This is a genomic window from Bartonella sp. AA56HLJMS (assembly GCF_042197145.1).
GTDB lineage: Bacteria > Pseudomonadota > Alphaproteobacteria > Rhizobiales > Rhizobiaceae > Bartonella.
In genome coordinates, this window is record NZ_JBHIRL010000125.1 from 1 (window position 1) to 506 (window position 506).

1 protein-coding gene is annotated in these 506 nt (G+C 49.0%); it reads left to right on the forward strand.

What is annotated here, in order from left to right:
- Window positions 1-506: phage tail tape measure protein (locus ACFINI_RS10220; protein WP_375648069.1), on the forward strand; the 506-nt coding region annotated here is incomplete at both ends.

Below are 506 nucleotides of genomic sequence, written 5' to 3' on the forward strand. Positions count from 1 at the left end.
TTTGACCAATCGATGAAGGGACTAGAAAAGGTTCTCGATGCCCCCCTTGATCGCTTAAAGGAATTGCGCCGTTTTGCGCTTGAAACCTCCACCAAGATTCCGTTAGCGGCGCGTGAAGTCTTAGAATTGATGACCAGTGCCAGCCAAGCAGGGATTGGCGAACAAGATCTGGAAGCTTTTAGCATTTATGCCGCTAAAGCAGCTGTAGCTTTTGATATGACGGGAGATCAGATTGGGGAGCGCTTTGCCAAATTGCGCAATGTTTTTAAGCTTAATCAGGTAGGTATTGAAGATCTAGGCGATGCTATCAATCATCTCTCTAATCACATGGCGGCAAAAGCCAGTGAAGTGTCTGATTTTACCAATCGTGCCACCGGTGCGGCAACCATGTTTAAGCTCACCGCGCGCGAAACTGCGGCATTTGGTACGGCGATGATTTCTGCTGGGATTGTTCCAGAGAGTGCTGCGCGTGGTTTTAATGCCATGAGTGCCCGTATTCAGGCAGG